Consider the following 24,571-nt stretch of genomic DNA (forward strand, 5'->3'; position numbering starts at 1 on the left):
GTATGGCGTTTTGCGCCGTTCAGGGGGCGTGAACGACAGGGTGTTCCGGGCCCGACACGGCGGCCATGGCCTCTAGTGCCTGCTCGAAATCAAAGTTCAGGGTGTGCATCTCGACCACTTTGAAGGCGTCTCCCAACAGCGCCTTCAGCACACTGGCATTGTGTTGGAAAAATTCGGTGGCTGCTGGATCGTCCTGCGACAGCAGATGGCGCAGGCGCTCGGCGGTGTCTGCCGTCTCTGGGGACACAGCAACAGCGGCGGGCATTGCCACCACCGCGGCATCCGCCTGGGGCATCCACGCCTGCAGGCCGCCCAGCACGGGCAGCAACGCAGTCCCCAGTTCAACCAACAATTCGGTCTGGGTGCTGGCGGTTTGCTGGGAGCGCAGGGCATTTTCCAGGGCCTGGGCGCGATCGGACACCGCTTGCGCACCGATGTTGGCGGCCACCGACCGCAGCGTGTGGGCCAGGCGCTCGGCCAGAACGGCATCGCCCGTTGCCAGGGCCTGCTGCAGGTCGTTCAGCACGTGCGATTGGCCTTCGCTGAAGCGGCGCAGCATTTCTACATACAGGCCCCGTTTGCCCAGCGCGCGCTGCAGGCCCAGCGTGGTGTCAAGCCCCGCCACATTCGGCAGGGGCACGGTGGTCGCACGATCTGGCGCGGGCGGCGCCGTGATCGCACCCACGGCCACCACCGGCGGTGCACCGGTGGGCGGCGCCCCCAGGCCTGCGCGGGGGCGTATCCAGCGGCCCAGCGCCGCCCACAACGCGGCGGGTTCGATGGGCTTGGCCACATGGTCATTCATGCCCGCAGCAAAACACCGTTGGCGGTCGGTTTCCATGGCGTTGGCGGTCATGGCGATGATGGGCAGGTTCGCATGGCGTGGATCGGCACGCAATTGGCGGGTGGCGGTCTCGCCGTCCATGATGGGCATCTGCATGTCCATCAGCACCACGTCGTAGTGTTTTCGCTCGATGCGGTCGATGGCAATGCGCCCGTTCTCGGCCACGTCCACGGCAAAACCTGCGTCCTGCAGCAGTTCCACCGCCACCATCTGATTGAGTTCGTTGTCTTCCACCAGCAGAACATAGGCACCGCGGATTTCCAGCGGCAATTCGTCCGCAGCGGGTGCCGGGGTCACCACGCGGCGACCGCTGTGGGTGGAATGCTCCAGCGGCTGCATCAACGTGTCGAACAGCAGCGACGCATTGACGGGTTTGATGAGCACGGTCTCGATACCTTGGGCGCGGGCGGCCCGCATCACGTCTTCGCGGCCGTAGGCGGTGACCATCAGCATCTGCGGTACCTCTGTCATGCCCAGGCTGCGGATGTGCCCCGCCAGTTCGATCCCGTCCATACCGGGCATGTGCCAATCCAGCAGCAGCAAGCCAAAAAGCCTCTGCTGGACCATCGACTCGCGCAACCGGTCCAGCGCCTCCAGACCCGAATAAGCCTGCTCCACCTCAAAACCCATGGCGTGCAACATGTCCGACAGCACGGTCGCTGCGGTGTGGTTGTCGTCCACCACCAGCACGCGGCTGCCGCGCAAGTCGGGCGGGGGCAGCAGCACCCGCGCCGGGGCGCCCCGTTCCAGCGGCAACGACACCCAGAAGGTGGACCCTTTGCCGAACGTGCTGTCCACCCCCACCTCACCGCCCATGAGCTCTGCTAGGCTCTTGCAAATAGCCAGGCCCAGACCCGTGCCGCCGTAGCGGCGCGTGGTGGAGGTGTCGGCTTGCTGAAAACTCTGGAACAAGCGGCCCATCTGCTCCGGGGTCAATCCAATGCCGGTGTCGCGCACTTCAAACCGCAGCATGACGCGGTTGCCCGCCTCCTCCAGCAATCGCACGGCAAGGCTGATCTCACCCGCCTCGGTGAACTTGATGGCATTGTTGGCAAAGTTGATGAGAATTTGCCCCAGGCGCAACGAATCGCCCACCAGGTTGGGTGGCACGTCGGCCGCCACGTCGCACACCAGCTCCAGGCCCTTGGCCCCCGCCTTGTAGCCCACCACGTCCGAGACGCTTTCCAGCATGCGGTCGATCACAAACGGCTGTTTTTCGACCGTGAGTTTGCCCGCCTCGATCTTGGAAAAATCGAGGATGTCGTTGATCACGCCCAGCAGATGCTGGCCCGCCTGCTGGATCTTGCTCACGTAGTCGTGCTGCCGCGGGGAAAGGCCGGATTTGAGCGCCAGGTGCGACATGCCGATGATCGCGTTCATGGGCGTGCGGATCTCGTGGCTCATGTTGGCCAGGAAATTGGATTTGAGCGCGGTGGACTCCTCGGCCAGCTCTTTGGCGCGGCGCAGGTCTTGTTCAGCGCGCTGGCGGTCGGTGATGTCCACAAAGGTGCCAATGGCGCCAGCGGGCGACCCATCGGGCCGCGAAAAACCATGCAGCCAGAACAGCGTGTGGTGGATCAAGCCATCCGCATAGGGCATGTCCACCTCTTTGTGCACCGACTGCACGCCGTGCAGGGCTTCGTTCGAATCCGCATCAAACCGTGTGCGCTCGCTCTCGGGCAAAAAGTCGAGGTCCATCACCGTTTTGCCGATCAGCGCCTCACGCCGCACCCCAAAGGCCTGCTCATAGGCGCGGTTAAAGCCGATATAGCGCCCGTCCGCATCTTTGTAGAACAGCGGCACCGGAATGGCATCAATCAGTGCTTGCTGGAAATCCAGCTGCTCAGCCACGCGGGCCTCCAGCATCTTCTGGTCGTGGATGTCCACGTTGACGCCCACCACACGCACGGGACGGCCCGTTTCATCGCGAAAAATGCGCGCGGCCGACAAAAACCACCGCACCTCGCCATCAGGCCGGACGATGCGCCACGAATCGCGCAGATCCGTGGCGCCGCTGGCAAGTGTTTGAGCGAAATGCGCGGTCGCGCGGTCCCGGTCATCGGGGTGCAGGCGCGCCATCCAGTCGCGTTGGCTGCGCACCTGCTCGTCGGGCGGCAAGCCCAGCATGGCGACCAGTTTTTCGCTCCACAGCACCTGATCGGCCACCAGGTCAATGTCGAACACGCCGATCTTGCCGGCCTCCTGCGCCAGCTCCAGACGGTCTTTGGCTTGCTGCATGGCCACTTCAGCCCGGCGCTGTTCGCTCACATCTTCGATGACCCAGATCGACGCGGTACTAAAACCTTCAATCTTCAGGCTGCGGCCTGCCAAGCGCGCTTCGAAGCTGCTGCCGTCCAGGCGGTGCAGGGTTGCGGTCTCCCGCAGCGCTTGGCCCGCAGCGAGGCCCGGCGCCACACGGGCGGCAAAAAGGTCAGAGTTGCCCGTGCTGCCAAACAGCGCAGACACACCCAACCCGAGCAGTTGCGAGGCCGTGCCGCCCATGAGTTCCACGAACGCCGGGTTGAACTGGCGAAACTGCCCTTCACACACCAACACAATGGGCGGCGCGTTATCGAAAATGGCGGTTTGCTGCTCCAGCAACTCGTTGAGCAACCGCTCGCGGCGCTCCAGCTCTTTTTGGGCCTGGATGCGTTCGGACACGTCCTCGTGCAGGCCCACGATGGCGATGCGGTTGCCCCGCGCATCAAACACCGGCGACAGCGTGGCTTCATCGTGGTAGGTGCTGCCATCCTTGCGGCGGTTCACAAAATGCCCTTGCCACGACTGACCGGACAACAACGTGGACCACATCACCTGGTAGGTCTGCGCAGGTGTCTGGCCACTGGCCACCAACGACGGTTTCTTGCCCCGCACCTCGTCCAGTGCGTAGCCGGTGTTGCGTTCGTACTGCGGGTTTACCCATTCGATGCGGCCATCCCCATCGGTGATCACCACGGAGACCGGACTGCTCTCCAGTGCAGCCCCCAGCACGCCAAACCGTTCTAACGCAGTGGCCACCCGCGCACGGCTGCGCAGCAAGGCCAACGTCAGCAGCCCCATCAGCCCCAGCAGTACAAACGCGACACCACCCACCTGCATCCGCTGGGTGGTGGACATCAGCGCGCTGATGTCGTCCAACACCACCAATTGCCAGTTGCCGCCGGGGTCGTTCCAGTCGATGCTGCGGCGATCCACCGCATAGTCCACGCCGTTGAGCATGACGCTGTCCGCATCCGGCGCAAACGGCAATGCAGAGGCCACGCCGTTTTCAAAGTGGTTGCCAAACTGCCGCGATGCCCGAATGCCGTCGATGCGCGCCTGGGTGAGCGGCGGCGCCACGGCAAACAGCCAGTCAGGGCGGGTGGATGAAAACGCCACACCCTGGGGTGACAGCAGCACCGTGGTCAGGCCCGAGCGCTTGAGCAACCCGTCGAAAGACTCCACCCCTATCCGGAACATCACCACACCAATGATGGCGCTTGACGGGGTGTCGCTTTCATAGAGCGGAGCCGCGTAGTACAGGCCACGCTCCTGGGTGTTGCTGCCAATGGCGGCATACACACTGTTGGCGCCGTTGATGGCCTGCTGAAAATACGGCCGGAACGCCAGGTTGATGCCGGTGGACCGGTCGCCCGCCGTCTCGTGGGCCACCACCGTGCCATCGGCGGACATCACATACACGCCATTGACCTGAAAGCGTCCGCGCGCCACAGCCAGGCGGGCCAAAGCTTCGGCGTCATCCGGCGCCAGATGGCCTTTGGCCATGTCCTTGAGCAGGGGCTCGCTCAAACCCAGCAACGAAACGGCTCCCAACATGCCCCCGCCCATGGTTTGGCTGAGCATGGCATCGGCCGTCTGCAGCAGCAGGCGCGACCGTTCAACCGCCCGCTCAGACGCGCGCCAATGGGCCGCCGCCTGCACCACCAGCCACGCGCCCAGCAGGGCCACCGCGCACACCAGCACCAGGCCGCGCACCCCGGGTGCCTGGCGGTCCAGCACCTTGTCGAACCACATGCCGGTGCCCTCGCCCACGCGATTCATGGCGTGCCGTCGGCAGGTGCCGCGCGCGAGTTCAGAACAACATCGTCACCGTACTGGCTGCAAATAGGCATCGATGTCCTCCACCGGCCCAGGCCGCCCAAACAAATACCCCTGAAACGCCTCACACCCATGCAGCCTCAGAAACCCCAGCTGCCCCGTCGTCTCCACCCCTTCCGCCACCACCTGCAAGTCCAGGCTGGTCGCCAGCGCCAGGATGGTGCGCACGATGGCAGCGTCGTTGGGGTCTGTCAGCACGTCCCGCACAAAGCTCTGGTCGATCTTGACCTGGTCGAGCGGCAGGCGTTTGAGGTAGGACAGGCTGGAGTAGCCAGTACCAAAGTCATCCAGCGCAAACCCCACGCCTTCGCTTTTGAGTTGCACCATGCGGGCGATGGTGTCTTCGATGTCCCCGAGCAGGAGGCTTTCGGTGAGTTCGAGTTTGAGTTTCTTGGGGTCTGCGTTGTGTTGCTGCAGGGTGTGCAGCACTTCGGCCACAAAGCCCGCTTGTCTGAATTGCCGGGCGCTGACGTTGACGGCGATGGTCAGGTGGGCGGTGGTGGGGTGTTGGCTCCAGCGCTGTAGTTGTTCGCAGGCGGTTTTGAGGACGTATTGGCCTAAAGGGAGGATGAGTCCGGTCTGTTCGGCCAGGGGGATGAAGTCGCCGGGGCTGATCATGCCGCGCTGGGGGTGGCGCCAGCGCACCAGGGCTTCGGCGCCCATGAGGGTGGCGTGGTGGTCGACGACGGGCTGGTAGTGCACGAGGAGTTCGCCCCGGGCGAGGCCTTGGCGCAGGTCGGCTTCGAGGTTGGAGCGGGCATTGACGGCCGCTTGCATGTCGGGGTCAAAGAAGCGTTGGGTGTTGCGCCCTGCGGCTTTGGCCTGGTACATGGCCAGGTCGGCGCGTTTGAGGAGTTCGTCCACGGTCAGGCGGGTGTCGCCAAACAGGGTGATGCCGATGCTGGGGGTGCTGTAGTGTTGGCTGCCGTGCAGCTCAAAGGGCTGGTTCAGGCTGGCCAGGAGTTTTTCTGCGACGGTTTCTGCCTGGGTGGCGGCGTCCTGCAGGTCGGGGCTGAGGTTGTCGAGCATGACGACAAATTCATCGCCCCCAAAGCGGGCCACGGTGTCGGCTTCGCGCACGCAGCTGACCAGGCGGGCGGCCACTTGCGACAACAGCTGGTCGCCCATGTCGTGGCCCAGGGTGTCGTTGAGGTCTTTGAAGTTATCGAGGTCGATGAATAGCAAAGCGCCCTGGTTCTTGCTGCGCTGGCAGGCGGCGATGGAGCGTTGCAGGCGGTCGAGCAGCAGGCGGCGGTTGGGCAGGCCGGTCAGGGCGTCATAGAAGGCCAGGCGCTCGATCTCTTGTTCTGCTCGCTTTCGGTCTGTGATGTCGCGGCACACGCCCAGCACGCCGGTCACGCGGCCATGCAAGTCCCGGATGGGGGTCTTGATGGTTTCAAACTGGCCTTGGTAGCCATCTTCGGCAAAGGTAAGCGTTTCCTCATACACCAGCGGCTGCCAGGCCTGCATGGCGCGCTGGTCGTACTTGCGAAAGCTCTCGGCCTGCGAGGCCGAGGTGAGGTCATAGTCGTTGCAGCCCACAATTTGCCGCTCAGGGCGCCCCGCAAAACGTTCGAACACGGGGTTGACCGACAGGTACACGCCGTTGGCATCCTTCAAAAACACCATGTCGGGCATGGCGTTGACCACGCGGGACAGGTGGGCCTTCTGGTCGGCCAGCTCGGCCTCGACACGTTTGAGTTCGGTGAGGTCGTACGCAAACAACACCACGGCGGGCACCACACCATCGTCACCGGCACCCTCGGGAGCGATGGTGGTGTGGCGAACCTGCAAGCCATCCGGGCCCTCCACCCGGTTCTCGAACACGGTGGTTTCGCCCGCAAAGGCCTTGTCGAAATGGGGCTGCATGCGCGCCATCAGTTCGGAGGGGATGACGTCCTGCACCCGTCGCCCTTGCAGATCGTCGGCCGACCGGCGCAGCCACAGCGCCTGCTGTTCATTGACATACAAAACACGCATGTCGCGGTCCACCCGCGCCACGCCACCGGGCACCTGCCGCAGCATGTTGGCCATCAGTGCCTCTTTGGCGTGCGCGGCCTCTTCCGCCTGGTGGTGGGCGGTGATGTCGGTCTGCACGCCATCCCACAGCACCCGGCCGTCGTCCAGCAGCCGGGGCGACGAACTCAGGTGCATCCAGCGCACCTGGCCATCGGTGCGGCGCACGCGAAAGACCGCCTCCAGGCTGGTCATGGTCAGAAAGGACTGCCGTTCGGCTTGGCGCAGGCGGGGGAGGTCTTCTTCCAGCACTTGGCGGTACAGCACCCCCGGGTCGGCCATGGCTTCTTGCGCCGTCACCCCGTTGAGCCGCTCGATGGCGTCGCCCATGTGCACGAATTGGGAGCGCCCATCCAGTTCGCGCACCACCTGAAACAGCACACTGTGGGGCAGGTTGCGCCCCAGCAGCGACAGGCGCCCTTCGCTCTCGCGCAAGCGGCGCTCGGCCTCTTGCACCCGCGCAAACGGCTGGCGGATGCCCGCATTGAAAACCGCCTGGTACAGCAGCGCATAGGCCAACACCCGCAATCCGTGCGCCAGGGGGCCGCCCACGGGCGAATGCCCACCCAGCAACGCCACGGTGAACTCGCCACACGCAAACGCCCCGGCCGCCCAGGCAAACACCCGTTCGCGTGGTTGCGCGCGCCGCGCCCCGCTGCGGTACAGCAGCACCGCCGTCGTGGCCAGCGCGGCGGCAAAACCCATGGCCACCACTTGCCGCAGGGCCCCACCGGCTGCCTGCGCAAACCAGCCGGGCAGCGACCCCAGGGCCGAGCCCACCAGCAGCATCGTCGCCCCAGCCGCCGCAGCAAGCCAGCCCCTGGCCGGGCCGGGAGCCGCCACCTGCAGCGCCGTCAGCAGCAGCGTGACCACCTCGGCCACCCGCGCCCAACTGCTGAGCCACAACGAAATATCCGCCGTGCCTGCCGGCAGGTGCACCGGGGTGGAATGCGCCAGCACCCCGTGCAAAAAATTGCAGGCGGCCGCCACACCAAAACCCGCCACCAGCACGTTGGCCCGCGCCTGTTCACGCGCCTCCAGCGTGTGCAGCGATACCGACACCACCAGCAGCCCCAGCAGCACGGCCACCAATTCCAAAAACGGTTCCAGCCCATGCTGAGCCCCTGCCCCATCCCCCAGGATTTGCGCCAGCGGCACGATCACCAGTGCGAGCACCACCACCACCAGCACCACCGTGAGGGCAGGCGCATCCGACAGCGGCGAGCGCGCAGGCGAAGGGGTGGTCAGAGGCGGCATACGAGCGATGTGCGGGCGTTATATCAACATAACGTCACAAGTGTATCGACGAGTAAGGTGAATGTTCATGCTGTTTTCCAGTGCCCGGGTGACTTCACGCCACGCGCCTGTTCATGCAAAACGGGGCCGAAGCCCCGTTCTTTGCTCGGCCAGCTTAGCCTTCCAGCAACTGGCGCAGCACAAAGGGCAGGATGCCCCCGGCCTGGTAGTAGTCCACCTCAATCGGCGTGTCGATGCGCAGTGTCACCGTCAGCTCCTTGCGGGAGCCGTCGGCACGGTGGATCACCAGTTGTGCATCGCTTTGGGGGGTGAGCGCCGGGTCGGGCACCACATCAATCACCTCGTTGCCCACCAAGCCCAGCGTCTCCCACGAGTCCGCGCCCTTGAACTGCAGCGGCAACACGCCCATGCCGACCAGGTTGGAGCGGTGAATGCGCTCAAAACTGCGCGCCACCACGGCCTTGATACCCAGCAGTTGCGTGCCCTTGGCCGCCCAGTCGCGGCTGGAGCCGGTGCCGTACTCCTCGCCCGCAAAGATCACCGTGGGCGTGCCTTGCGACATGTATTGCATGGCGGCGTCAAAGATGAACATCTTTTCGCCCTGCAGCGCGCCCTCGTTCTGGAACACGGTCACACCACCCTCCTCGCGCGATCCGTCGGCCGTGGCGGGCAGCATCAGGTTCTTGATGCGCACGTTGGCAAAGGTACCGCGCATCATCACGTCGTGGTTGCCGCGGCGGGCGCCGTAGCTGTTGAAGTCGGCCTTCATCACGCCGTGCTGCAGCAGCCACTGGCCAGCGGGCGAGCTGTCTTTGATGGAGCCTGCCGGCGAGATGTGATCGGTGGTGATGGAGTCGCCAAACAGCGCCATGATGCGCGCGCCGCACACCGACGGAAGTTTGGCATCATTTTGGCCTCCAGCGCTTGATGCACTTGCGCTAGCAGCTCCTTTTTCAAGAGCAAACTGGGCAAAGAATGGCGGCTCGGCGATGTAGGTGCTGGCAGGCCAGGTGTAGGCCGTGCCGCTCACACCCTTGATCTTTTCCCACAGCTTGCCGGGGTCGGTCGCGACCTTGGCGTAGTTCTCGCGGAAGGCCTTGCCGTTCATGGCGAACTTGAGCAGGGCGTGCACCTCATCGCTGGTGGGCCAGATGTCGCCCAGGTAGATGTCTTTGCCACCCTTGCCCTTGCCCACCGGCTCGGTCATCAGGTCTTTCAGCACCGTGCCCGCGATGGCGTAGGCCACCACCAGCGGCGGGCTGGCCAGAAAGTTGGCCTTGAGGTTGGGGTGAATGCGCGCCTCGAAGTTGCGGTTGCCCGACAGCACGGCCGCGCACACCAGGTCGTTGCTGGTGATGACTTCGTTCAGCTCGGGCGTCAGGTCGCCTGCGTTGCCGATGCAGGTGGTGCAACCGTAACCGGCCAGCGCAAAACCCAGCTTTTCCAGGTATGGGAGCAGGCCCGTCTGTGTGAGGTATTCCGTGACGATGCGCGAGCCGGGCGCGAGCGAGGTTTTGATGTGCGGCTGCACTTTCAGGCCCGCCTCCACCGCCTTCTTGGCCAAGAGGCCTGCCGCCAGCAGCACGCTGGGGTTGCTGGTGTTGGTGCAGCTGGTGATGGCGGCAATCAGCACGTCGCCATTGCCGACCGTGGGGTCTGCGCCCTTGGTCGGCATGACCGCCGCGGCATCGGCATGGGCCGTGGCCAGCGCGGGCTTGTTGCCCTCCATCTCGGCCAGGGAGCGCGGAGCCCCTGCGGGCGCGGGTTTGTCTTTGGGTGCAGCGTCCTGTACCAACTCTTGCCCGCGGTGGATATGGTGGCGCGTGTGCAGCAACTCGGCCGGGCGGTTGAAGCCATTTTGCGCATTGGGCTTGCTGAACAGGTCGGCAAACTGGCTGCTGACCTTGCCTAGCTCGATGCGGTCTTGCGGGCGCTTGGGGCCCGCCAGGCTGGGGGTGACGCTGCCGAGGTCGAGTTGGACGACCTGCGAATAGTCCACCTCGCCCGCCAGCGGTACGCCGAACAGGCCCTGGGCCTTGAAGTAGGCCTCGAAGGCTTCGATCTCGCTCTTGGTGCGGCCCGTGCCCTGAAAGTAGTCAATCGTCTTCTCATCGACCGGGAAGAAGCCCATGGTGGCGCCGTACTCGGGCGCCATGTTGCCAATGGTGGCCCGGTCGGGCAGCGCCAGGGTGCGCGTGCCTTCGCCGAAAAACTCCACAAACTTGCCCACCACCTTGTGCTGGCGCAGCAGCTCGGTCACGGTGAGCACCAGGTCGGTGGCGGTCACACCCTCGCGCAGTTGGCCCGTCATCTCGAAGCCCACCACGTCGGGTGTGAGGAAGTACACGGGCTGGCCCAGCATGGCGGCCTCGGCCTCGATGCCACCCACGCCCCAACCCACCACACCAATGCCGTTGATCATGGTGGTGTGACTGTCGGTGCCCACCAATGTGTCGGGGTAGTAAACGCTGTCCTTGCGCTTGTGCACGCCACGCGCCAGGTATTCAAGGTTGACCTGGTGCACGATGCCAAAGCCCGGGGGGACCACCTTGAAGGTGTCAAACGCCTGCATGCCCCACTTCATGAACTCGTAGCGCTCGCGGTTGCGCTGGAACTCGAGCTTCATGTTCAGGTCGAGCGAATTCTTTTTGCCGTAGTGGTCGATCATGATCGAGTGGTCCACCACCAGATCCACAGGCACCAGCGGCTCGATCTTCTTGGGGTTCTTGCCCAGTTTGACGGCCACGCTGCGCATGGCGGCCAGGTCGGCCAGCAGCGGCACACCGGTGAAGTCCTGCAGTACCACGCGGGAGACGACAAACGGGATCTCGTCGGTGCGCGCGGCGTTGGGCGCCCAGTGGGCCAGCTCCTTCACATGCTCGGCCGTGACCTTGCGGCCATCGCAATTGCGCAGCACCGATTCGAGCACGATGCGAATCGACACGGGCAGGCGGTTGATCTGGGGAAACTGTTTGGCCAGCGCGGGCAACGAATAGAACTGACCTTCCTTGCCAGAGGCGGTCTTGAAGTTCTTGAGGGTGTTGGCAAACGCGTGACGGACGGGTTTGGTCGGCGATGTGGCTGGCTTGGGTTTTGAGGCCATGGCGAACTCCTGTGAAAGGCAACAAGGCCTATTCTGGCAGTCCCACGTGATGGCGCAATTGTGGGGACTTGCACCGCGCCAGCACGCAAGGCCCGGATTGCAGCGCACCGCTGGAAGCGGCGCCCACAATCTGCGGCGAAAAAATCAAGCAAAAATGCCTTCTAGCGCTTTATTTATAAGCACTAGTAGCTATATATCTAGTAGCAGACCCTTGTCAGCAGTTACGCGGCAGCCAATCCCGGCAAGCGACGCACGCCCATCCATTGCAGTTCTGCCAGCATGGCCACCGACACCACATGCACCAGCAGATAGGCCTGCCCCAGCAGCGTAGGGGTGACGGTGCTGCCCAGCAACAGCCCCAGGCTGGCAAGCGCCCAGGCGAAGTTACCGACGATCAGCACCCACAGCCCACCGCGCGGCATCGAGGGGGCGCGGGCCAAGGTGATGGCCAGCGCTGCATAGCTCAGCAGCATCACGCCCGACACGGTCAACAGGTTCTGGGGCAGGCCCAGCCATTCCGCCAGCGACGCGGTGAGCAACAAATGCAATGCGCCCAGCAGCACGCCGGTAAACGCATCAAACCAGACCACAGCGCGCAGGGTGGAGGACGAAGACAACAGGTTCAGCATGACAAGCTCCTAAAGGTGGGAAAGAAGGCTGCATCGTGGCTGCGGCGGCGCAGCGCGTCGATGACCTGCCAGGTAATGGTTAGGCGGCTGTTTGCGCCTAGGATGCGGGGCATGACGTCATCCACCTCGCCAACTCCCTCGCACCGCACCCCGCGCCATCCGCTGCCGCACCGCGTGGCAGCGGCGGGGCCGGCATCTTTTGGCGACCACCTGCGCACCTGGCGCCAGCAGCGCCACCTGAGCCAGCTGGAATTGGCCGATGAGGCCGATATTTCTACCCGCCACGTGAGCTTCATGGAAACCGGTCGCACCAACCCCAGTCGAGAAATGGTGCTGCGCCTGTGCGAGCGCTTGGCCATCCCGCTGCGCGAGCGCAATGGGCTGCTGGTAGCTGCTGGCTATGCGCCCATGTACCGGGAACGTGCGCTCGACGACCCCGCGCTGGCCGCCGCGCGCCAAGCGGTGGAACTGGTGCTCAAAGGCCACGAACCCTGCCCCGCCATTGCCTTGGACCGCTGCTGGAACGTGGTGGCCACCAACCGGGCTGCGCACGCATTGCTGGCTGCCCACATCAGCCCCGAACTGCTGGCGCCGCCGATCAACGTGTTTCGCCTCAGCCTGCACCCACAGGGCCTGGCGCCACGCATTGCCAACCTGGCCCAATGGCGCGCCCACCTGTTCGAGCGCCTGCGCCAGCAAATCCAGGCCACCGCTGACCCGGCCTTGATTGCGCTGCAAGAAGAGCTGCTGCAATACCCGGCGCCCGAAGAACCCAGCCCCTTGGTACTACCAGGAGAAATGTTGGGGGTGGTAATGCCTTTTTGCTTTGAAAGCGTGCACGGAATGCTGTCGCTCATCAGCACCACCACCATATTCGGCACACCAGTGGATGTGACACTGCAGGAACTGGCGGTGGAGTCGTTTTTTCCGGCCGACGATTTCACCGCAAAGGTATTGCGCGACGTGGCGCAGCAGAATTCGGAGGCTTGAAAATACCCGGAGGTCCAGTTGTGCTTCTGGGCGGGGCTTGGCAGCTCACCGTTGAAGTATTGGCATCCGGGGGTTCAGCTACCCACCCAGGAATAGCGATAGCGCTCGATGAGCTTCGACACCATTCCTTCGCATCCGTGGGCATTTAATGGTCGCTGGCACCCGGCAGCGTAACCGTTCCACACCATTTTTCGAAAATCGCCCGACCATAAAAAAAGCCCGCCAATGCGGGCTTTCTTTTCGATGGATGCGCTCAGGCAACAATCGCAAACTTTGCGCGGTCCTGATTTTGAATCCACTTGGGGGCTTTGCCCCGGCCGGTCCAGGTCTGTCCCGTTGCAGGATCGCGGTATTTGGGAGCCACCTTGGTCCCCGCCGTGGAGCTGCGGGTTGCCTTACCAGCAGCTTTGCCCGCCGGGAAGACATCCTGAGCCGTCAGACCGTGCTCTGCGACCAGCGCACGAACCTGGGCCACAGCGTCCGACAATTCGCGGCGGCGCGCTTCGCTGATTTGTTGCTCAAGGGCTTCACGCTGCTTCAACAGGTCTTTGTAGCTGGTCATGGTGTCTGAATTTAAGAGGTGGTGGAGGACGGGCGAATTATATAAATATAACGATGAATTTTGGGGCGGTACCGAAAATTCATTCAAAAACGATTACCTGCTGGGCCATACATATTGGGCGCACATCCAATGATTGGCTTCGGGGTAGCCCTCAATTGCACGGGCCTTTTTGGATCAGTGCATCTGTTCAGTCCCATCTCCCCCACCCCAATATCGGGCCGCCAAACACCCGTCTCACTACAACTGAGCGCAAGTGCCCATTTTCTGACGCTAAAAACCCGGTGAGATTGAAGATCAATAGTCAATAGCCGCTGGAATCCTGCCATAAATCTGCTTCATACCCAGAAACTCCGTGAATGCACATGCGCCCGGCGGCTGAATGAATGTGATCACCCGCCCTGACACAGCTGTCGCGGAAAAACCGCACAGCACTTTCAGCAGAAAATCCACGCTTCCTTCCACACCGCACACACCATGGCTCTTTACTGCATTGGCGATATTCAGGGCTGCGACGCCGCCCTCGCCCGCCTTCTGGACGTGATTGGTTTCTCGGCCAGCCGGGACACGGTCTACCTTCTGGGCGATCTGGTCAACCGCGGCCCGGACTCTGCCGCCGTGCTGCGTCGCTGCATGGCCCACGGCGACGCGATCCGCTGCCTGCTGGGCAACCACGACCTGCACCTGCTGGCCGCCGCACACGGCGCCCGCAAACCATCGCGCCGCGACACCCTGGGCACGGTGCTGGACGCGCCAGACCGCCATGCCCTGCTCGACTGGGTGCGCCAGCAACCATTGGCCCGGGTGCATGAGCATGCCGGGCAAACGCTGCTGATGGTGCACGCGGGGGTGTTGCCCGTCTGGTCGGCGGCCGACACTCTGGCCCGCGCGCAGGAGGTGCACGCGGTGCTGCGTGGCAGCGATCTGCCGGCGTTCTTGCACACCATGTATGGCAATACGCCTGACCAATGGAGCGACCCGCTCACGGGCGCAGACCGGCTGCGCGTCATCGTGAACGCGCTCACGCGGCTGCGGTTTTGCTCGGCCAACGGGGTGATGGACTTTGAAAGCACGGAAAGCGCAAGCGACGCCCCGCCGGGCTTGATGCCGTGGTTTGACGTGCCCGGGCGCAAAACCGCCGGAACACTGATAGCGTTTGGCCACTGGTCCACGCTGGGCTGGCTCAACCGCAGCGATCTGCTGGGGCTGGACACCGGGTGTGTGTGGGGAGGGTGCCTGAGCGCCGTGCGTTTTGGCGCGACGCTGGCCGACCGGGAGCTGCTGCAGGTGCACTGCGAACAGGCACAGCAGCCCGGGAACTGAAAAATGACAAAAAAATAGCGGCCTCTGCGCCGCTATTCTTTATATAGCTGTCAGCGCTTTACCATCAAGCGCTAGCAGCCATTTTGACCCAATTATTGGGTGGAAGTCTCAGGCTGAGCCGCCTTGAACAGTGCGGCCACCTTGCGCTTGGGCTTGATGTTGGCCGAGATGCTGCTGCGCTGTGCCGACTTGGCGGCTTCCCAGGCGGGGGCGGCATCGGGTGCAGCGCTGGCTTCGTACGGCTTTTCAAAGAACGGGTCGCGCGAGGCGACCGCGGGGCGGAACCCGCGGTGCTGTTCGCGCGGCTCGCGGGGTTCGCGGCCCAGGGGACGCGGCTCGCGTTCACGGCGTGGGGCCGCTGAGATGGCGTCACGCCCGTCACCGGTTTCACCCGCTTCGCGCCAAGCACGGCGGCCATCGTTGATGCGGCCACGGGGCTGGTCTTCTTCGTATTCGATGGCTTCGAGTTCGATCTTCTTCTTGATCAGCTTCTCGATGTCGGCCACCAGGCGGGCATCGCTGCCGGACACCAGCGTGACCGCCAGGCCCGACGCGCCCGCACGGCCCGTGCGACCGATGCGGTGCACGTAGTCTTCGGCGTTGAACGGCACGTCAAAGTTGAACACCGCCGGCACGTCCTTGATGTCCAGGCCGCGTGCGGCCACATCGGTACACACCAGCAGATCAACTTCGCCGCTCTTGAAGGCCTCGAGCGCCTTCAGGCGTTCGTCCTGGCTTTTGTCGCCATGCAGCGCGGTGGTCTTGAGTCCTTCGCGCTCCAGGCTGCGCGCCAAGCGGGCACAACCGAGCTTGCTGTTGACGAAGATGAAGGCCTGCTTGATGCCGCGGGTCTTGAGAACCTGGTGAATAGCGCGGCGCTTGTCATCGTCGTTGGCGCTGTAGAAACGCTGCTCCACCGTGGAGGCCGTCTCGTTCGGGCGGGCCACCTCGATGGTGATGGGGTTTTGCAGGTAGCTGCTGGCCAGGCGCTTGATCTCGGGCGAGAACGTGGCGCTGAACAAGAGCGTGGTGCGCTGCTTGGGCAGGAACGAGAGGATGCGCTGCAGGTCGGGCAAAAAGCCGATGTCCAGCATGCGGTCAGCTTCGTCGAGCACCACGTACTCCACCTGGTTGAGCACCGCGTTCTTGGCTTCGATGTGGTCCAGCAGACGGCCCGGCGTGGCCACCAAAACTTCCACGCCCTTTTTCAGCTCGATGGTCTGGGGCTTCATGTCCATGCCGCCAAACACCACGGTGCTGCGCAGCTTGGTGTACTTGGCGTACAGCGCGATCTGCTGAGCGACCTGATCGGCCAGCTCCCGCGTGGGCAGCAGCACCAGCGCACGCACCGGGTGGCGGGCGGGGGACGTGGAGCTGCTTTCGTGCTTGAGCAGGCGCTGCAGCAAAGGCAGCGAGAACGCCGCCGTTTTACCCGTGCCGGTCTGGGCGGCGCCCATCACGTCTTGCCCTGTGAGCACCACCGGAATGGCTTGCTCCTGGATGGGTGTCATGGACTCGTAGCCCATTTCGGCTACGGCGCGCGCCAGCGGCTCGGCCAGCGATAGATTGGAAAAGGAACTTGTCATTTAGCCCGCTATTGTCGCACCGGTGGCCCAAAAAGCGTTTTTTCGCGGTGGGGGCGTGGTAAACGGCAGGCATGATGGCCACAACAACACGGGCATTCACTACTCTTTTGATAGCTATCAGCGCTTATGAATAAAGCGCTATAGCCACTTTTTATTCAAAATTTACTCCAGCACCGCGCGCAACTGGCGTGTGGTCACCGCCAAACGCCTCGCCCCGATCTGGGCGAGGTTATTCATCACCGTGAGGGCCGCTTCGGGGTGTTGACGGGCCCAAGCATCAAAGTGGGCACGCGACAAACGCACCAGATGCGCGGTGCCTCGCTCGACCCCTGCGCTGGCACTGCGGGCTGCACCGTTGAGAAACGCCATCTCGCCAAACGCCATGCCCGGGCCCACCGTGGCCAGGCGCAGGCCCTTGTCGGGCGGCCACTGGGTCACCAGCGTGATATGGCCCGATTGCACCACCAGCAGGTCGTGGTCGGTGTCGCCCGCGTTGAACACCACGGCCTGCGCGGGCACGGCCTGGTGCTGCAGCAGCGCCAACAGCGCGTCGGACGCGGCGCGCGGAACGCCTTCGCCGATTTCGCCGAGCAGATCGCGTTCGGGGTGCGCGGGGCGCTGTTCGATGGGGCGTTGCGACAGGATGCCCGCCTCCGCCCATTCCAGCGCGCGGTCCAGGTCGGCAAAGCAGCGTACCTGCTCGCCCGCATGTTCTGCGGCCAGCGGGTCCAGCGCCGCCACGGCGGCCGCAATGCCTTGCTGACCCAGGTCACGCACCAGCGCGCGCAGTTGGGCCATGGCGGTGCTGTCCCACGCGGGCACCCGGCCCGCATCCAGAATGACCCAGCGGTGGCGCGGCAGCAACATCAAGCGCACCTGCTCGGCCAGATGGGCGGCCACGCCAAACGACATCACCCCCTGCAGTTCAAACACGGCGACCTGGTTCATGCGCGGCGCCAGCCAGGTGTCCGAGCCCGCCCGGCGCAACCGGCGCGAGCGCAATTCGCCATCCAGCCGCACATGCCGCAGCACCTTGGCAGCCGAGTCGTGCAGCAACACAAACGTGGCCACCACCAGGCCTGCCACCAACGCCCCCACGCCACCCATCACCGCAAACACCAACGCCACCAGCCAGCTTTGCGCCCAGGTCACCCGCGAGCGGCGTGCGTAGCGCAGCGACCACATCAGCCCCGGCACCTGCATCAACCCCGCCAGCACCAGCCCGCCCGCGAGGCAGGCCATCGGCACCCAGTGCAGCCACCATGCGCCAGTGACGGCCACGCCCAGCATGATCCCGGCATGCCAGCGCGGTGCATTGCGCGACGGCCCCGCCTGTGCCAGCACGATGCGCGAGCGCGACGCACTGGTAGACGCCGGAATCATCCCGGCCAAGCCACACAAGGCGCCCAGCAGGCTTTCGCGGCGCAAAGCCAGGTTCGCGTTGCCGCGCAGGCCGTGGTCCAGCTCCAGTTCCTGGTTGAACACCAGAATCTCCAGACTGTTGACCAGCGCCATCAGCAGCGCCAGCACCACCAGCGCCGACCCTTGATCGCGCGCCAGCGCCATCCACGGGATGCCCGACCAATCGGGCAGCAAGGGCCATGCAAACGCGCTGGGCTGCGTGGCAGGTGCAAACACGTCCCCCAGCCCTGCCCCCCACACGCCTGCCAATGCCACGGCCAGCGCCACCAGCACGACCGCAGACATCAGCCCCGGCATGCGCGGCCACAGGCGGCGCAACCACCATGCCAGCCCCACCACCGCAAAAGCCGCCAGCGCATGCCAGCCCGTGCCCGTGTCCCACAGCGCGGCGGCGCCCGCTCCAAAACCGCTGTGCACCTGCCCCAACACCATGGACAAACCCACTCCCGCCGCAAAACCGTGCGTGACCGATATGGGAAGAAACCGCGCCACCGACGCCAGCCGCAGAACGCCCAGCAACCACTGAAAGACAAAGGCCAGGGCCACCGTGGCGCCACTCACCGCCAGCACCTGCCTGGCGCTCAGGCCGAGCGAAGGCGCTGCACCGTGCGCTGTGGCCAACACCGCGGCAAACAGCAAGGCGACCACGGTGGTCGGCGCGTAGACCACACCGGCACGTGGCGCCACCAGGGTCAGCAGCAAACCCGGCAAAGCCGCAGACCACAAGGCCAATGCCGCCAAGGAATAGTCGCCCGCCAACGGCGCAAAGGCCAGCAGGCCCAGCCCCACGGCATGCGGCACGGTGACCGCAGCTGCGGACCAGGCCGCGGCCACACCCGAGGGCGGCGGAGCGGACGGCCCCACCGCTGCGCCCTGCGCGCCGTCAGACGAACCGCTGCCGGTGGCCGTGGCCGGGGCCACACCCGCAGTTGTGGTAGTAGCCATGTCCGTCAGGTGCTGCGCGGGCGACATGGGCTGCGGCTTGGGTCAACAGCTTGCGTATCGCCGCGGCAGGCTACAGGCTGCGGGCCGCAAACGTGTCGCAGCCCTTCACACTGCCGTTCTGTAGCCCGTTGTTGAACCAGCGCTGGCGCTGAGCGCTGGTGCCGTGGGTAAAACTGTCGGGCACCACGGCGCCGCCACCGGCGCGCTGCAGGGCGTCGTCACCAATCTTGGCGGCCGCATTCATGGCCTCTTCGACGTCGCCTTTTTCCAGGATCTGGCGCGCGCTTTGGGCGTGGTGGGCCCACACCCCGGCAAAACAATCGGCCTGCAGCTCTAGCCGCACCGACAGCGCGTTGTATTCGGTCTTGCTCACCCGACCACGCATCTCGTCGACCTTGCCACTGATACCCAGCTGGTTCTGCACGTGGTGGCCCACCTCGTGGGCGATCACGTAGGCCTGGGCAAAATCGCCGGGGGCGCCTAGGCGGTTCTTCAGCGTTTCATAAAACCCGAGGTCGATGTAGACCTTCTGGTCTGCAGGACAGTAAAACGGTCCCATGGCGGCCTGCCCCGTGCCACAGGCGGTGGGCGTGGAGCCCCGAAACAGCACCAACCGCGGCTCCTGGTACGTGCCGCCACCCTGGCGGAAAACGGTCTTCCACACGTCTTCGGTGTCCGCCAGCACGGTCGAGACAAACCGGGCCATGGTGTCATCTGCAGGCGGGCGCTGCGCCGGGCCCTGCGACTGAACCTGTGCGGGCGCACCACCGCCGCTGAGCAGTCCCAAAATCGTCAATGGGTTGATTCCCAGCACCCAGCCGCCCACCAGCGCTATCACGATGGTTCCGATGCCGATGCTGCGCCCGCCAAATATGGGCGATCCACCACCGCCCCCGCCGCTGCGGCGGTCTTCCACGTTGTCAGACTCTCGATTGCCTTCCCATTTCATACTGGTTCTCCTGCACGCTCCACAGGCGGAGGGCATGGGCGACATGTTACGCGCCGGAGCGCGCACCGGGGCGGCCCGCTACCATTCAACCAGCAAGAAGGAACCCGCCCCTTTGCACCAAGGTCTCAAAACGCCGCCGCACCCGACACGCCATGCTCAATGACGCACCCCATTTCGCACCCCGTGCAGAGCGGCTGATTCTGCTCACCGGGTTTGACCCTTTCGGGGGCGACACCCAGAACCCCAGTTGGCTCATCGCGCAGGCACTGCGCGGCCAACGCATTGCAGGCCACACGGTGGTGGCAGCCCAGTTGCCCACCGTTTTTGGCGAATCGCTGCAGCGGCTACAAGCGTTGCTGGCTTTGCACCAACCGGCCATCACCCTTTGCCTGGGCCAGGCCGGTGGGCGCAGCGCCCTGTCGCTGGAGCGCATTGGCATCAACATCAACGATGCTCGCATTGCCGACAACCGGGGCGGCCAGCCCATCGACACACCGGTGGTACCCAACGGCCCCGCTGCGTATTTTTCAAGCCTGCCCATCAAGGCCATGCTGCGCGCTGTAGTGGATGCGGGGGTGCCCTGTGAGGTGTCGCAAACCGCAGGTACCTTTGTCTGCAACCACGTGCTGTATGGCCTGATGCACCTGCTGGCGCGCGGCGCCGGTCCGGCGGGCGCACGGGGTGGATTTGCGCATGTTCCCTGGTTGCCCGCACAAGGTGTGCCTCACCTGGCGTTGCGGGACATGGTGCGTGGCGTCTACACCGCGCTGTGGACGGCCGTGCTGGCGCAACAGGACATCACGCTCGGTGCGGGCGCCACGCACTGATGGGCTGCCAACGCGGCAACCATTCGGCTGGGTTTCCAGCCTTTTACCCGGCGGCGCCTGAGGGCTTGTCCGCTCCCACCGACGCCTTGCGCTGTGTAAAGTCCCGTCATGCTTTTCGCCCCCGCTCCTGACCCCTCTGGCACCCTGAACGCAGCGGCAACTGCGGCGCTGCTGCCATGGGGCCCTTTGGCCGATGAGATTTCTGCATTGCTCCAGGACCGCACCGTTTCGGTGCCTGCCCGCAGCGTGCTGGCGCTCCCGCAAGGCGCCTCTCTTTTTGTGATGCCCGCCACCGACAGCACGGTGGCGATGACCAAGCTCATCACCCTCACGCCCGCCAACGCGGGCACGGGGCGCCCCGCCATACAGGGCGACGTGGTGGTGTTCGACATCGCCACGGGCGAGCGCAGACGGGTACTGGACGGCCCCACGGTGACAGCGCGGCGCACCGCGGCGGTCTCGCTGCTGGCAGCCCGTCATCTGGCCCAGGTGCCGCAGGGCCCCCTGCTGATCGTGGGCGCCGGTGTGCAGGGGCTGGCCCACGCGCAGGCTTTTGTCCACGGCCTGGGTGTGCAAGAGGTATGGGTGACGTCACGCAGCGCCCACAGCGCCGAGCTATTGGCTGAACAGGTGCGTGCGCTGGGCGCCAGCGTCCGCGTGGTGGCTGACGCGGATGCGGCCGCGCCCCACTGCCCCCTGATCGTGACCTGCACACCAGGCCACAGCATCGTGCTCACCACGCCCCCCCGGCCCGACGCCTTTGTCGCGGCCGTGGGCGCCTTTACCCCCACCATGGCCGAACTCTCGCCGTCGCTGTGCCAACATTTCGCGCACGATGGGCACATCGTGGTGGACACCGAGGATGCGTGCCACGAAGCAGGCGATCTACTGCAGGCTGGCCTGGATGTGGGCACCCTTCCTACGCTGCGCGATGTGGTCCGGGGACCTTTCACCGCGCGAACAGGGCCCGTGCTGTTCAAAAGCTGCGGCTGGGCGGGTTGGGACCTGGCGGCCGCGCGGCTGGCGATGCGACCAGCGGCGCTACCGGCATTGCCAGTAACGGAGACGTCACCATGAGCGCACTTGCCCGTTTCTCCGACCATGGCCTGCGCATGCAGATAGCACTGGTCTTTGGCACGCTGGTCGTGACGCTCTCGGTGTTGTTGTCGCTCGCGTTTGGCGAGTTGCTGAAATCACGCCTCCAGCGCGACGCAGGCGCATCGCTGCAGATGGTGGCCGAAAACGCTGGCAAATTATTGGCCAACGGATTGATGGAACGCAGCCTGGAAGCCGAGGTGCTGGCCGATTCCGCGCTGGTGTGGACCAAAGGCCTGGACACCCCGGAGGCCCGCTACATGCTTGCCCGCGCCCAGGCAATGCACCCCACCAGCCTCTGGATCGGCGTGGCCGATGCGCAGGGCGTTGTGCGCTCTGCCACCAGCGGCATGCTGGTGGGCCAAAGCGTGGCCGAGCGCCCCTGGTTCAAGGCCGGTTTGAAGGAGGTTCACGTTGGCGACGTCCACCCCGCCAAGCTGCTGGAACGCCTGCTTCCCCCCTTGGCGTCTGGCGAGCCCTACCGGTTTGTGGATTTTGCAGCCCCTATCCGCGTCAACGCGACGACGGTCGGCGTTCTGGGGATTCATGGCAGTTGGGAATGGACCCGTGAGGTGCTGGAAAGCCTCACGCCCCCCCGCTCGGACGAAAGTGCCCTGGAACTCTTCATCTTTGACCAGGCTGGCGAAATGATTCTGGCGCCCAGCGGCGTCACCCGCACGCTGCAGGCTTCGGGGCAGCGGCTGCCCGAAGGCGTCAAGGTCAACAACAACCGTGACGGCGGACGCATCGACACGGCCGTGGTGCAGTGGCAGGACCAGCAGCGCTATCTCACCGCCGCCACCCAGCTGCAACCGCGCAACGCGGCCAGCGATCTGGGCTGGCGCATCGTGGCGCGCCAGCCTGTGGAGCTGGCGTTTGCCGAAGCCAACCGCACCGTGCGCCTGGCACTGGGGATCGGCCTCGCAGCCGCTCTGCTGGCCTCGGTGCTGGCGTGGATGGCGGCACGCCGCCTGAGCGACGACCTGTACGCCCTGGCCCGCGCGGCCAGCGCCGTAGAGGCAGGCAAGCAGGGTGCCGACATCCCGGCCTTGCACAGCAACCGTGAGGTGAGCCAGTTGTCTGTCGCCCTGGGCCGCATGACCCACCGCCTGCTGGCCGCACGCGAAGCCATGGAAGAAAAAGTCCGCCTGCGCACACTGGAGCTGGAGGCAGCCAACCGGGCGCTGGACCTGCAGGCGCGCACCGACGCGTTGACCGGCCTGCTCAACCGCCGTGGGTTCGAAACCCAGATGGCGTTTGGCCTGGCCATGGCCCGCCGCAGTGGAAGGCCGTTGAGCCTGATCACGGTGGATGTAGACCACTTCAAGCGGGTGAACGACACCTACGGCCACGAGGCTGGAGACGAGGTGCTCAGGCGGCTTGCGCGTACGCTGGAAGAGCGCCTGCGTGGCTCGGACGTGGTGGCCCGTTTAGGCGGCGAAGAGTTTGTGGTTCTGTTGCCAGACACCGACTTGGCGGGAGCCCAAGCCATCGCCCAGGCCCTGGTCAAAGCGATGGCTGAGCAGCAAGACCCTGTGGTGGGCACCATCACGGTGAGTGCAGGCGTGGCCAGCATGCGCGGCGTGCAGGACAACGGCACCGACATCTTGCGCCGTGGTGACGCTGCGCTTTATGAAGCCAAAGGCCAGGGCCGCAACCGGGTGTGTGTGGAAGTCTGACCTTCGGGCGACTGTCTGGTTTACAGAACTGCGCGCTGCTGAACAGCCGTGTCAGCCGGAGCATCGAAATACGCTTGCAGTTCGGCTGCCAGACTGCGCAGCGCCTCGTCGGGCACCTGCTGCGCGGCGGCCAGTTGCTGCACCGCGTAGGGGCGGTGGCCCAGCATCATGGCGGCGCTCACGCAATGGCCATGGGCTGCCATTTGAAGAATAAAAGCGTTGAGTCGCTCGCAGGGCCAGTAAGTCACGCCGCTTGCAGCACCGCCAGCACCTGGAAGGCAAGGGCTCGTGTCATCCGTCGGACCAGCGCCCAGCGATGGGGCAACCGACCGGAAAGTGACGGGTGACGGCGCGTCTGCTGCCACCGCGGCGGAAGCCGCCGATTGCGCGGTTGGCCGACGGGGAGTTGAAGTGAAAAAGGTGGTGAACGGAGCTGCCAACGAACCGATCCAGGCGGCCACCGACGGTGCAACGGAGGGAGAGGCAAAGGTCAACATGGCAAGGTTCCTTCCAGATTCGGTCGCCCCAGCATGACGCGGGAACGTGACATCCATGCTAAGAAAACTTACCCCTGCTTGCATTTCGGCCAACCGGCAGTGGCGTTGTAGGACGCCACCGCAGCCGCACCGGTGGCCGCAGGAGGCCACCACTGCTGCACTGCCGCCCGTCAGGCCTTGGGCAGCGTCACACCCACCTGGCCCTGGTATTTTCCGCCGCGGTCTTTGTAGCTGACCTCACACACATCGTCCTTGTCGCTCTCGAAGAACAGCACCTGCGCACAGCCCTCACCCGCGTAGATGCGCGCAGGCAGCGGCGTGGTGTTGGAGAACTCCAGCGTCACATAACCTTCCCACTCGGGCTCGAACGGCGTGACGTTGACGATGATGCCGCAGCGTGCGTAGGTGCTTTTACCCAGGCAGATGGTGAGCACATTGCGCGGAATCCGGAAGTATTCCATCGTGCGGGCCAGCGCGAAGCTGTTGGGAGGGATGATGCAGCTGTCACCCTCAAAGTCCACAAAACTCTTCTCGTCAAAGTTCTTCGGGTCCACCACCGTGCTGTGGATGTTGGTGAACACCTTGAATTCGGGGGCGCAGCGAATGTCGTAGCCGTAGCTGCTGGTGCCGTAGCTGATGATCTTCTTGCCATCGACCTCGCGCACCTGACCAGGCTCAAAGGGCTCGATCATTCCGTGCTCGGCCGCCATGCGGCGGATCCATTTGTCGCTTTTGATGCTCATGGCTGAATT

General features: G+C 64.7%; 16 protein-coding genes. 5 read left to right on the top strand and 11 right to left on the bottom strand.

Annotated elements, in window-relative coordinates; genetic code table 11:
• Positions 1–19: 19 nt before the first annotated feature.
• The 4 genes from ACK41V_RS05125 to ACK41V_RS05140 all read right to left on the bottom strand — a co-directional run bounded on the left by ACK41V_RS05125 (position 20) and on the right by ACK41V_RS05140 (position 11,947).
• Entirely contained in the window at positions 20–4,885 is a 4,866-nt protein-coding gene (locus tag ACK41V_RS05125; protein WP_409778740.1) for a PAS domain S-box protein, read from the bottom strand.
• A gap of 45 nt (positions 4,886–4,930) precedes the next feature.
• Positions 4,931–8,215, bottom strand: coding sequence for an EAL domain-containing protein (locus ACK41V_RS05130; RefSeq protein ID WP_409778742.1), 3,285 nt, complete (start codon positions 8,213–8,215; stop codon positions 4,931–4,933).
• A gap of 154 nt (positions 8,216–8,369) precedes the next feature.
• The gene (locus ACK41V_RS05135) at positions 8,370–11,318 is read right to left on the bottom strand and encodes an aconitate hydratase (RefSeq protein ID WP_409778744.1); all 2,949 of its coding nucleotides are present in this window, start codon (positions 11,316–11,318) and stop codon (positions 8,370–8,372) included.
• Between the two features lie 221 nt (positions 11,319–11,539).
• Complete coding sequence (locus ACK41V_RS05140) at positions 11,540–11,947, bottom strand: hypothetical protein (protein WP_409778747.1); 408 nt, start codon at positions 11,945–11,947, stop codon at positions 11,540–11,542.
• A gap of 111 nt (positions 11,948–12,058) precedes the next feature.
• Here ACK41V_RS05140 and ACK41V_RS05145 point away from each other — a divergent pair, with 111 nt between their 5' ends.
• Complete coding sequence (locus ACK41V_RS05145) at positions 12,059–12,937, top strand: helix-turn-helix domain-containing protein (RefSeq protein ID WP_409778749.1); 879 nt, start codon at positions 12,059–12,061, stop codon at positions 12,935–12,937.
• Positions 12,938–13,190: 253 nt separating this feature from the next.
• Here the strand turns inward: ACK41V_RS05145 and ACK41V_RS05150 are convergent, their stop codons facing one another.
• Together ACK41V_RS05150 and ACK41V_RS05155 are read right to left on the bottom strand one after the other, a co-directional pair.
• Entirely contained in the window at positions 13,191–13,499 is a 309-nt protein-coding gene (locus ACK41V_RS05150) for an H-NS histone family protein (RefSeq protein WP_409778752.1), read from the bottom strand.
• Positions 13,500–13,793: 294 nt separating this feature from the next.
• A complete protein-coding gene (locus tag ACK41V_RS05155) occupies positions 13,794–13,949 on the bottom strand; it encodes a hypothetical protein (protein ID WP_409778755.1) in 156 nt (51 codons plus the stop codon).
• Positions 13,950–13,973: 24 nt separating this feature from the next.
• Here ACK41V_RS05155 and ACK41V_RS05160 point away from each other — a divergent pair, with 24 nt between their 5' ends.
• On the top strand, positions 13,974–14,819 hold the full coding sequence (locus ACK41V_RS05160) for a symmetrical bis(5'-nucleosyl)-tetraphosphatase (protein WP_409778758.1): 846 nt from the start codon (positions 13,974–13,976) through the stop codon (positions 14,817–14,819).
• A gap of 92 nt (positions 14,820–14,911) precedes the next feature.
• Here ACK41V_RS05160 and ACK41V_RS05165 read toward each other — a convergent pair whose 3' ends face one another.
• The 3 genes from ACK41V_RS05165 to ACK41V_RS05175 all read right to left on the bottom strand — a co-directional run bounded on the left by ACK41V_RS05165 (position 14,912) and on the right by ACK41V_RS05175 (position 19,721).
• Complete coding sequence (locus ACK41V_RS05165) at positions 14,912–16,405, bottom strand: DEAD/DEAH box helicase (RefSeq protein WP_409778761.1); 1,494 nt, start codon at positions 16,403–16,405, stop codon at positions 14,912–14,914.
• A gap of 162 nt (positions 16,406–16,567) precedes the next feature.
• Positions 16,568–18,799, bottom strand: coding sequence for a SulP family inorganic anion transporter (locus ACK41V_RS05170; RefSeq protein WP_409778764.1), 2,232 nt, complete (start codon positions 18,797–18,799; stop codon positions 16,568–16,570).
• Between the two features lie 43 nt (positions 18,800–18,842).
• The gene (locus ACK41V_RS05175) at positions 18,843–19,721 is read right to left on the bottom strand and encodes a neutral zinc metallopeptidase (protein WP_409778767.1); all 879 of its coding nucleotides are present in this window, start codon (positions 19,719–19,721) and stop codon (positions 18,843–18,845) included.
• 152 nt (positions 19,722–19,873) lie between these two features.
• On the opposite strand from ACK41V_RS05175, the gene pcp reads away from it, so the two are divergent.
• The 3 genes from pcp to ACK41V_RS05190 all read left to right on the top strand — a co-directional run bounded on the left by pcp (position 19,874) and on the right by ACK41V_RS05190 (position 23,322).
• On the top strand, positions 19,874–20,548 hold the full coding sequence (pcp, locus tag ACK41V_RS05180; protein WP_409778770.1) for a pyroglutamyl-peptidase I: 675 nt from the start codon (positions 19,874–19,876) through the stop codon (positions 20,546–20,548).
• Positions 20,549–20,656: 108 nt separating this feature from the next.
• Positions 20,657–21,625, top strand: a complete 969-nt coding sequence (locus tag ACK41V_RS05185; RefSeq protein ID WP_409778773.1) for a delta(1)-pyrroline-2-carboxylate reductase family protein — start codon at positions 20,657–20,659, stop codon at positions 21,623–21,625.
• Positions 21,622–23,322: a diguanylate cyclase gene (locus ACK41V_RS05190; RefSeq protein WP_409778776.1), complete on the top strand. Its 1,701-nt coding sequence runs from the start codon at positions 21,622–21,624 to the stop codon at positions 23,320–23,322. Before ACK41V_RS05185 ends, ACK41V_RS05190 begins: the two co-directional genes overlap by 4 nt.
• Before the next feature lie 20 nt (positions 23,323–23,342).
• On the opposite strand, the gene ACK41V_RS05195 is transcribed toward ACK41V_RS05190, so the two are convergent.
• Together ACK41V_RS05195 and dcd are read right to left on the bottom strand one after the other, a co-directional pair.
• A complete protein-coding gene (locus tag ACK41V_RS05195; RefSeq protein ID WP_409778779.1) occupies positions 23,343–23,819 on the bottom strand; it encodes a hypothetical protein in 477 nt (158 codons plus the stop codon).
• A 170-nt stretch (positions 23,820–23,989) separates the two neighbouring features.
• Positions 23,990–24,562 carry a dCTP deaminase gene (gene dcd / locus ACK41V_RS05200; protein ID WP_409778782.1) on the bottom strand — a complete coding sequence of 191 codons (573 nt, stop codon included), beginning with the start codon at positions 24,560–24,562 and terminating at the stop codon, positions 23,990–23,992.
• Positions 24,563–24,571 lie beyond the last annotated feature (9 nt).

Source organism: Acidovorax sp. (genome assembly GCF_046291265.1).
In the GTDB taxonomy this organism is placed as follows: Bacteria; Pseudomonadota; Gammaproteobacteria; order Burkholderiales; family Burkholderiaceae_C; genus Acidovorax.